Here is a 9273-nt window from a genome sequence, read left to right as displayed (position 1 = left end):
ATGTCCGGGCTTTTTTTTGGCTACAGGTTTTGCGCCTTGGCCTTGGCCGCTTTTTCCGCACGCAGGCGCCGGACTTCCTTGGGATCGGCCAGCAAGGGACGATAGATTTCGATGCGATCGCCCTCCTCCACCGTGCGGCTATCGGCATCGGCGATCGCCTTGCCGAAAATCCCCAGCGGACAGCTTGCTATATCCAGCCCGGGAAACTGCTCGGCGATCCCCGACAGGCGCACCGCCGCCCGCAACGTCGTTCCCGCCGGCACTGAAACCGCCTGCAGGCACTGACGCCCGATATCGGCGTAAACCACCTCTATCGCGATCATGGGCTCAACCATGGAGTTGCTTGGCCCGCTGACAGAAGGCATCCACCAGGGTATTGGCCGCCTGATTGAACAGCGGCCCCAGGGTTGCCCGCACGAGGGGCCCGGCGTAATCGAAGGTCATGTCCAGGCTGATCTTGCAGGCTTTCTCCCCCAGGGGCTTGAACACCCAGACACCGTGCAACTGAGTGAACGGCCCTTCTTCCAGGTTCATTTCAATCGAGTGCCCCGGCAGCAGCGTATTGCGGGTGACGAAATGCTGGCTCAAGCCCGCCTTGGCTACCCCCAGCGTGGCGCGCATGTGCACCTCCGAGCTTTCCAGCACCTGGGCCGTCGAGCACCACGGCAGGAACTCCGGGTACCGCGCCACGTCGTTCACCAGGTCATAAAGCGCCTGTGCCGGGTAAGGCAGCAAGGCCGAACGTTGAATATGGGTCGTCATGTCAGCGTTGATTCCACAGCTGGGCGGCAAACAAAAGTGCGCGCATTGTCCGGGATTCATCCTACGCGCTCAAGCACGCAGCTTCACCGTAGCCGAGTGACGCGCAACTCCCTATAATGCCGCCCCTATGGCTAAACAGAAGAAGCACCCCACAGGGACCATCGCGCAAAATAAAAAGGCGCGCCACGATTACTTCGTCGAACAACGGTTCGAGGCTGGTCTGGTCCTGGCCGGCTGGGAAGTAAAGAGTCTGCGTGCAGGCAAGGCACAACTGGTCGACAGTTATGTGCTGCTCAAGAACGGTGAGGCCTGGCTGTTCGGCAGCCACTTCACGCCGTTGACGACCGCCAGCACCCACGTCATTGCCGACCCGACGCGCACGCGCAAGCTGCTGCTCAACCAGCGCGAGCTGGAAAAGATCCATGCGGCCGTGCAGCAGAAAGGCCATGCCTGTGTCTGCCTGTCGCTGTATTGGAGCAAGCACCTGGTCAAGTGCGAGATCGCCCTGGGCAAGGGCAAGAAGGAATACGACAAGCGCGATACCGAGCGCGAGCGCGATGCCAACCGGGACTTGCAGCGCGCCGTGCGCAACAAGGGCAAGGAAGACTGAACCCGAGGCACGACCGCCGCGGTCACTGTAGGAGCCGGCTTGCTGGCGATGGCGTCCCCGTGGACGCGGCAAGGCTTGAGGGCCTCATCGCCAGCAAGCCGGCTCCTACAGGTTTTGCGATTCACGCCTGGCAATCGCCTACAACCCCTTGCGCCGCTCCGCTCGCGCCACCCGCTGCACTTCCTGGCGCACTTCCTCCAGCACCTCCTGTACATACAGAATATGCCGGCTGGACACCGCTCGCGCGTCTTCGGCACGCCCCTCGATAATCGCCAGGTACAGCTCGCGGTGCTGGTTGATCAGCATGTCCCGGGTTTCGCTGCGCTGCTTGTACATGCCGCCAATGTTGGTCACCACATTGCGCTTGAGCAGATCGAACAAGCCGCGAATGGTATGCAGCAACACCGCGTTATGACTCGCCTCGGCAATCGCCAGGTGAAAGCTCGCGTCCGCCGCGCCCTCCTCCGCCCGGCTCACCTCATCCGCACGCCCATAGCAACTCTGCAGATGCTCAAAGGCCACCCGCAGGCGCTCCCGATCCGCCTCGGTCGCCCGCAATGCCGCGTAATACGCACAAGACGCCTCCAGGGTATGACGAAACTCCAGCAGGTCACGCTGGGCCTCCGGATTGCTTTCCAGCAGGTGCAGCAACGGATCGCTGAAGGTCGAACCCAGCGACTCCACCACGTAATTGCCACCGCCCTGGCGGCTGACCAGCAGCCCCTTGGCCACCAGTTTCTGGATCGCCTCGCGCAGCGACGGCCGTGAGACACCGAACTGCTCGGCCAGCGCACGCTCGGCCGGCAGCCGCTCACCGGCCTTGAGCGTGCCCTCGAGGATCATCTCCTCCAGCCGCTGGACAATATCGTCAGACAAACGGCGCTGACGAACCTGATCAAACCCCATCACTCACTCCTCACGATCCCGAACCCTTGCCGGGACTGCCTATTCTGGCCTATCGAGGCACGACCGGCACCTGCCAGACACGACATAAATCACCTGCTCAGCCCTCTCGCCGACCACCTATCAGACGAAAGTTTCAGGGCGGCAAATTGACACATCCCTAACAAGGCTTTTAACCTAGCGTCCGGCGATTGTAAATTGGTATTACCAATTATCCAAATCCCCATCAGTGCCTGACCAACAACAATTAGGGGCCACCCCACTATGCAAACCTGGCAACAGCTCTACAGCCCTCTCGGCAGCCTCGGCCTGTCCGCTCTCGCGGCCGTGATTCCCATCGTGTTCTTCTTCCTGGCCCTGGCGGTGTTTCGCCTCAAGGGTCATGTCGCGGGCAGCATTACCCTCGCGCTGTCGATCCTGGTGGCGATCTTCGCCTTCAAGATGCCGGTCGACATGGCGCTCGCCGCCGCCGGCTACGGATTTGCCTACGGCCTGTGGCCCATTGCCTGGATCATCGTGGCGGCGGTGTTCCTCTACAAATTGACGGTCAAGAGCGGCCAGTTCGAAATCATCCGCAGTTCGGTGTTGTCGATTACCGATGACCAGCGCCTGCAAGTGCTGCTGATCGGCTTCTGCTTCGGCGCCTTCCTGGAAGGTGCCGCCGGCTTCGGCGCCCCGGTGGCGATCACCGCCGCCCTGCTGGTCGGCCTGGGCTTCAACCCGCTCTATGCCGCCGGCCTGTGCCTGATCGCCAACACCGCACCGGTGGCCTTCGGCGCCCTCGGTATCCCGATCATCGTTGCAGGCCAGGTCACTGGCATCGACGCGTTCAAGATCGGCGCCATGGCCGGTCGCCAACTGCCGCTGCTGTCGTTGTTCGTGCCGTTCTGGCTGGTGTTCATGATGGACGGCCTGCGCGGCGTGCGGGAAACCTGGCCGGCGGCCCTGGTGGCCGGCCTGAGCTTTGCCGTGACCCAGTTCTTCACCTCGAACTTCATCGGCCCGGAACTGCCGGACATCACCTCGGCGCTGGTCAGCCTGGTTTCCCTGACCTTGTTCCTGAAAATCTGGCAACCCAAGCGCAGCGCCGGCGCGCAGATCGCCGGTGCCGCCGCGGGCGTGTTGAGCACCGCCAGCGCCGGCGGTTTCGGCCAGCCGCGCAGTAGCCTCGCCTCGCCCTACAGCCTGGGCCAGATCTTCAAGGCCTGGTCGCCGTTCCTGATCCTCACCGTACTGGTGACGATCTGGACCCTGAAGTCGTTCAAGGCGCTGTTCGCCACTGGCGGCGCGATGTACGGCACGGTGTTCAGCTTCGCCATCCCGCACCTCGACCAACTGGTGATCAAGACCGCGCCGATCGTCGCGGCGCCCACCCCGATTGCAGCGATCTTCAAGCTCGACCCGATCGCGGCCACCGGCACGGCGATTTTCTTCTCCGCCCTGGTGTCGATGCTGATCCTGAAAATCGATATCAAAACTGGTCTGACCACTTTTAAAGAAACCCTGTACGAGCTGCGCTGGCCGATCCTGTCCATCGGCATGGTGCTGGCCTTCGCGTTCGTCACCAACTACTCGGGCATGTCCTCGACCATGGCCCTGGTCCTGGCCGCGACCGGCGCCGCGTTCCCGTTCTTCTCGCCGTTCCTCGGCTGGCTGGGGGTGTTCCTCACCGGTTCCGATACCTCGTCCAACGCCCTGTTCAGCTCCCTGCAGGCCACCACCGGACACCAGATCGGCGTCAGCGACACCCTGCTGGTGGCGGCCAATACCAGCGGCGGTGTAACCGGCAAGATGATCTCCCCGCAATCGATCGCCGTGGCCTGCGCCGCCACCGGCCTGGTGGGCAAGGAGTCGGATCTGTTCCGCTTCACCCTCAAGCACAGCCTGTTCTTCGCCACCATTGTCGGGCTGATCACCCTGGCCCAGGCCTATATCTTCACTGGCATGCTGGTGCACTAAAGTGACAAGGGCCGGGGGCCTGTCGAAGCCCCCGGCAACCGTTCCCTTTCAACCAAGGCTGCGAGCCCCCATGATTATTTCCGCCTCTACCGATTACCGCGCAGCGGCCCAACGCAAGCTGCCGCCGTTCCTGTTCCACTATGCCGACGGCGGCGCCTACGCCGAACACACCCTGCGTCATAACGTCGAGGACCTGGCGAACATCGCCCTGCGTCAGCGCGTGCTGAAGAACATGTCCGAGCTGAGTCTGGAAACCCGGCTGTTCAATGAAACCCTGAGCATGCCGGTGGCCCTGGCGCCCGTCGGCCTGACCGGCATGTATGCCCGTCGCGGCGAGGTTCAGGCGGCCCGCGCGGCGGCGGCCAAGGGCATTCCCTTTACGATGTCGACCGTGTCGGTCTGTCCGATCGAGGAAGTGGCCCCGGCCATCAGCCGCCCCATGTGGTTCCAGCTGTACGTACTCAAGGACCGCGGTTTTATGCGCAATGCCCTGGAGCGCGCCAAGGCAGCGGGTGTCACCACCCTGGTCTTTACCGTGGACATGCCGGTGCCCGGCGCCCGCTACCGTGATGCGCACTCCGGGATGAGCGGCCCGAACGCGCCGCTGCGGCGGGTCTGGCAAGCCATGACTCACCCGCAGTGGGCCTGGGACGTGGGCCTGATGGGCAAGCCCCACGACTTGGGCAATATCTCCAAGTATCGCGGCAACCCGACCGGCCTGGGCGACTACATCGGCTGGCTGGGCAACAACTTCGACCCGTCGATTTCCTGGAAGGACCTGGAGTGGATCCGCGAGTTCTGGGAAGGGCCGATGGTCATCAAGGGCATACTCGATCCGCAGGATGCCAGGGACGCAGTGAAGTTCGGTGCCGACGGCATCGTGGTCTCCAACCATGGCGGTCGCCAGCTCGACGGCGTGTTGTCCAGCGCCCGCGCCCTGCCGGCCATCGCCGATGCGGTGAAAGGCGACCTGAAGATCCTCGCCGACTCCGGCATCCGCAGCGGTCTGGACGTGGTGCGCATGATCGCCCTGGGCGCGGACACCGTACTGATCGGCCGCGCATTCCTCTACGCACTCGCCGTCGCCGGCGAAGCGGGCGTGAAGAATCTGCTGGACCTGTTTGAGAAGGAAATGCGCGTGGCCATGGTGCTCACCGGCGCCAAGTCCATCAGCGAGATCAACCGTGATTCGCTGGTTCGTGAACTGGGCGCCTGAACATCGCGCCCAAACGAATCACCGCCTGATTGAACGGGGCACGTCGCGCACCAGACGCCGCGACCCCGTGAGGAGTTTGCATGAGCCTGCCCCACCCGTTCCTCCACGCGGTCGAACGCCTGATCCCCCGTGAGCGCCGTTTCGACGACCCGCTCTCGACCCTGGCCTTCGGCACCGATGCCAGCTTCTATCGACTGATCCCCAAACTGGTGATCCGCGTCGAGTCCGAAGATGAAGTGGTGGCCCTGCTCAAACTGGCGAGCCGCGACCAGGTTCCGGTGACCTTCCGTGCCGCCGGCACCAGCCTGTCCGGCCAGGCCATCAGCGACTCGGTGCTGATCGTGCTCGGCGACCACTGGAACGGTCGGGAGATTCGCGATCAAGGTACACAGATCCGCCTGCAACCCGGCGTTATCGGCGCCCAGGCCAATGCCTGGCTGGCACCGTTCGGGCGCAAGATCGGCCCGGACCCGGCCTCGATCAACGCCTGCAAGATCGGCGGCATCGTCGCCAACAACGCCAGCGGCATGTGCTGCGGCACGGCGCAGAACACCTATCACACCCTGGCCGGGATGCGCCTGATCCTGGCCGACGGCAGTCGCCTGGACACCGAGGATGCGACCAGCGTCGCGGCCTTTCGCCAGAGCCATGGCCCGCTGCTCCATCAGCTTTCGGTACTGGCCCGGGAAACTCGCGCCAACAGCGAACTGGCCGCCAAGATCCGGCACAAGTACCGCCTGAAAAACACCACCGGCCTGTCCCTCAACGCCCTGGTGGATTTCGACGAGCCGCTGGAGATTCTCAGCCACCTGCTGGTGGGCTCCGAAGGCACCCTCGGGTTTATCAGCGCGGTGACCTACGACACGGTGATCGACCATCCGAACAAGGCCTCGGCGCTGATCGTCTTCCCCGATGTGGAGACCTGCTGCACCGCCGTCACCGTGCTGAAAAGCCAGCCGGTGTCCGCCGTGGAACTGCTCGATCGCCGCAGCATGCGTTCGGTACAGGACAAACCGGGCATGCCGGCGTTCGTGCGCGAACTGTCCGACGGCGCCTGCGCCCTGCTGATCGAATCCCGTGCCGCGTCCTCGTCGCTGTTGCAGGAACAACTGCGGCAGATCATGACGTCGCTGGCGTCGTTCCCGGTGGAAAAACAGGTCGACTTCACCGAAGACCCGACCGAAAACGCCCGGCTCTGGGCGATACGCAAGGACACCTTCCCCGCCGTCGGCGCCGTGCGCAAGACCGGTACCACGGTGATCATCGAAGACGTGACCTTCCCAGTCGAACAACTGGCCATCGGCGTCAACCGCCTGATCGCGCTGTTCGACAAGCACCACTACGACGAGGCGATCCTGTTCGGCCATGCCCTGGAAGGCAACCTGCACTTCGTCTTTACCCAGGGCTTCAACAGCGCCGCCGAGGTGTCCCGCTACCAGGCATTTATGGACGACGTCGCGCACCTTGTTGCCGTCGAATTCGGCGGCTCGCTCAAGGCCGAGCACGGCACCGGACGCAATATGGCGCCCTTTGTCGAACTGGAATGGGGCCGCGACGCCTACCAGTTGATGTGGGCCATCAAGCGCCTGCTCGATCCCCAGGGCATTCTCAACCCGGACGTGGTGCTCAGCGACGACCCGCAGATTCACCTCAAGCACCTCAAGCCGTTGCCTGCCGCCGATGAGATCGTCGACAAGTGCATCGAGTGCGGTTTCTGCGAACCAGTCTGCCCGTCGAAGGGACTGACCTTGAGCCCGCGCCAGCGGATCGTGATCTGGCGGGATATCCAGGCGAAAAAACGCGCCGGGGTGGACACCACGGAACTGGAGGCGGCCTATCAGTACCAGGGCATCGACACCTGCGCCGCGACCGGGCTCTGTGCGCAACGTTGCCCGGTCGGCATCAACACCGGTGAGCTGGTGAAGAAGCTGCGGGGCGAGCACGCCACACACGGAAAAGCCGCCGACTGGCTCGGCACCCATTTCGCCACGGTCTTGCAAGGGGCGCGCTTTACCCTGCATGTCGCCAACGGCGCACGCATGCTGCTCGGGGCACCGCGCCTGGCGAAGCTGTCGTCGAGCCTGACGCGCCTGTCCAAGGGACGTGTACCGCAATGGACCAGCGCCATGCCGCAGCCGGAGCGGGCGGTGCGCTTCAGTCCGGCGGTCAGCGACGAGCGACCACGGGTGGTCTATCTGGCCGCCTGCGTCTCGCGGGTGATGGGCCCGGCGGCGGGTGACAAGGAGCAGATGTCACTGCTGGACAAGACTCGCGGCCTGCTGGAAAAAGCCGGTTACCAGGTGGTGTTCCCGGACAACACCGACCAGCTCTGCTGCGGCCAGCCGTTTGCTTCCAAGGGCTACGTCGAACAGGCCGAGCACAAGCGCCAGGAACTGATCGGCGCGCTGCTGCACGCAAGCCGTGGCGGCCTCGATCCGATCTATTGCGACACCAGCCCGTGCACCTTGCGTCTGGTGCAGGACCTGGGCGATACCCGCCTCGATCTCTACGATCCAGTGCGCTTCATCCGCACGCATTTAGTGGAACGGCTGGAGTTCACCCCGCAGGACGCGCCGATTGCGGTGCACGTGACCTGCAGCACCCAGCACCTGGGCGAGAGCCAGGCACTGATCGACCTGGCGCGGCGTTGCAGCCATAACGTGGTGATTCCGGAAGGCATTCACTGCTGTGGTTTTGCCGGCGACAAGGGTTTCACCGCCCCGGAGCTCAATGCCCACTCGCTGCGGACCTTGAAGGACGCCGTGCAGTATTGCGAAGAAGGCATCTCCACCAGTCGCACCTGCGAGATCGGCTTGAGCCAGCATGGCGGGATCGACTACCACGGGCTGGTGTACCTGGTGGATCGGGTGACCCGGGCCAGGTCGGCGCACGGATAGAAACAGAACCTTGGCTGCCGGCGGCAGTCTATAGAGCAAGTCTCGCGAAAGCGGGACTTCCTCCCCTACTCGACAGTCTGTGCTGATGGCCGATGACGTCGGGCTACTCAGTTCAAGGAGTCATGCATGAATCGTTCGGTGCTGCTGGGTCTGTTCGTCAGCGCTTGCGTCCTGGCCGCGCCTGCGTTTGCCTCGGCAGAGAAGGATCTTTGCGCGATCAAACTGCAGGCGCTCGACACTGCCAGGACCCAGTTGGCCCCCAATCAGCAGGCCAACTTCGACACCAATATCCAGCAAGCCAGGGCCGCCGGGGATAAAAACACCCTTGACGGTGCCAGGGAGTGCATCGCCATCGCCGACCGGACGCTCCAGGAAATCCAGAGCAGCCCGAAAAGCGCCCCGTAAACCTGGCCCGCATCGGGATGGCCTTGCGAGCCAGATTGGCGTACACTGTGCATGCCTGCTGGTTACGTACAGCAGGCACGGGGCCGTTTAGGATTCGACGCCGGTCGCGAAACTCTAGGTGCATGCCGAGTTGGTAACAGAACTCGTAAATCCACTGTTGCAACTACTTATAGTTGCCAATGACGACCATTACGGGGAACAAGCTCTCGCTGCGTAAGCGGCGCTAGCCTTCCTCCTGGCTACTTCGGTGCCAGCAATCATCAGGGGATGTCTGTAAACCCAAAATGATTGTCATATAGAACAGAATCGCCGTGCAGTACGTTGTGGACGAAGCGGCTAAAACTTACACAACTCGCCCAAAGCACCCTGCCCGTCGGGTCGCTGCGGGTTAACTTAATAGACACGGCTACGCATGTAGTACCGACAGCGGAGTACTGGCGGACGGGGGTTCAAATCCCCCCGGCTCCACCACTTTTACATCTAAAGACGTCCAAGGGCGTCTTTTTTTGTGCCTGAAATCC

General features: G+C 63.1%; 8 protein-coding genes and 1 other RNA gene. 6 read left to right on the top strand and 3 right to left on the bottom strand.

Translation table 11 applies throughout. From position 1 onward, the window contains the following. Positions 1–20 precede the first annotated feature (20 nt). Together M5C71_RS13840 and M5C71_RS13835 are read right to left on the bottom strand one after the other, a co-directional pair. Complete coding sequence (locus tag M5C71_RS13840) at positions 21–335, bottom strand: RnfH family protein (RefSeq protein WP_103494946.1); 315 nt, start codon at positions 333–335, stop codon at positions 21–23. Then, the gene (locus M5C71_RS13835; protein WP_103494947.1) at positions 328–762 is read right to left on the bottom strand and encodes a type II toxin-antitoxin system RatA family toxin; all 435 of its coding nucleotides are present in this window, start codon (positions 760–762) and stop codon (positions 328–330) included. Before M5C71_RS13835 ends, M5C71_RS13840 begins: the two co-directional genes overlap by 8 nt. 127 nt (positions 763–889) lie before the next feature. On the opposite strand from M5C71_RS13835, the gene smpB reads away from it, so the two are divergent. Next, entirely contained in the window at positions 890–1372 is a 483-nt protein-coding gene (gene smpB, locus M5C71_RS13830) for an SsrA-binding protein SmpB (RefSeq protein ID WP_100939616.1), read from the top strand. A 138-nt stretch (positions 1373–1510) separates the two neighbouring features. Here smpB and M5C71_RS13825 read toward each other — a convergent pair whose 3' ends face one another. Next, positions 1511–2278, bottom strand: coding sequence for a GntR family transcriptional regulator (locus tag M5C71_RS13825; RefSeq protein WP_103494948.1), 768 nt, complete (start codon positions 2276–2278; stop codon positions 1511–1513). 261 nt (positions 2279–2539) lie between these two features. Here M5C71_RS13825 and M5C71_RS13820 point away from each other — a divergent pair, with 261 nt between their 5' ends. The 5 genes from M5C71_RS13820 to ssrA all read left to right on the top strand — a co-directional run bounded on the left by M5C71_RS13820 (position 2540) and on the right by ssrA (position 9223). Then, a complete protein-coding gene (locus tag M5C71_RS13820; RefSeq protein WP_248768064.1) occupies positions 2540–4234 on the top strand; it encodes a lactate permease LctP family transporter in 1695 nt (564 codons plus the stop codon). Positions 4235–4304: 70 nt separating this feature from the next. Further along, positions 4305–5450 (top strand): FMN-dependent L-lactate dehydrogenase LldD, encoded by a 1146-nt coding sequence (gene lldD, locus M5C71_RS13815; RefSeq protein WP_103494950.1) that lies wholly within the window; start codon positions 4305–4307, stop codon positions 5448–5450. Between the two features lie 80 nt (positions 5451–5530). Beyond that, complete coding sequence (locus M5C71_RS13810; protein WP_248768063.1) at positions 5531–8347, top strand: FAD-binding and (Fe-S)-binding domain-containing protein; 2817 nt, start codon at positions 5531–5533, stop codon at positions 8345–8347. A gap of 126 nt (positions 8348–8473) precedes the next feature. Next, positions 8474–8752 (top strand): hypothetical protein, encoded by a 279-nt coding sequence (locus M5C71_RS13805; RefSeq protein ID WP_152737636.1) that lies wholly within the window; start codon positions 8474–8476, stop codon positions 8750–8752. 79 nt (positions 8753–8831) lie between these two features. Beyond that, positions 8832–9223: a transfer-messenger RNA gene (ssrA, locus tag M5C71_RS13800) on the top strand. Positions 9224–9273: the final 50 nt, after the last annotated feature.

The organism is Pseudomonas sp. MWU12-2345, from assembly GCF_023242385.1.
GTDB classification, from domain to species: Bacteria; Pseudomonadota; Gammaproteobacteria; order Pseudomonadales; family Pseudomonadaceae; genus Aquipseudomonas; species Aquipseudomonas gingeri_D.
This window is presented reverse-complemented; position numbering and strand designations above follow the sequence as displayed.

What these genes read in the sequence shown, in the direction of transcription:
- lldD (WP_103494950.1), top strand. Translation starts at nt 4,305, where the DNA reads ATGATTATTTCCGCCTCTACCGATTACCGCGCAGCGGCCCAACGCAAG.
- M5C71_RS13835 (WP_103494947.1), bottom strand. Translation starts at nt 762, where the DNA reads ATGACGACCCATATTCAACGTTCGGCCTTGCTGCCTTACCCGGCACAG.
- M5C71_RS13825 (WP_103494948.1), bottom strand. Translation starts at nt 2,278, where the DNA reads ATGGGGTTTGATCAGGTTCGTCAGCGCCGTTTGTCTGACGATATTGTC.
- smpB (WP_100939616.1), top strand. Translation starts at nt 890, where the DNA reads ATGGCTAAACAGAAGAAGCACCCCACAGGGACCATCGCGCAAAATAAA.
- M5C71_RS13840 (WP_103494946.1), bottom strand. Translation starts at nt 335, where the DNA reads ATGGTTGAGCCCATGATCGCGATAGAGGTGGTTTACGCCGATATCGGG.
- M5C71_RS13820 (WP_248768064.1), top strand. Translation starts at nt 2,540, where the DNA reads ATGCAAACCTGGCAACAGCTCTACAGCCCTCTCGGCAGCCTCGGCCTG.
- M5C71_RS13805 (WP_152737636.1), top strand. Translation starts at nt 8,474, where the DNA reads ATGAATCGTTCGGTGCTGCTGGGTCTGTTCGTCAGCGCTTGCGTCCTG.
- M5C71_RS13810 (WP_248768063.1), top strand. Translation starts at nt 5,531, where the DNA reads ATGAGCCTGCCCCACCCGTTCCTCCACGCGGTCGAACGCCTGATCCCC.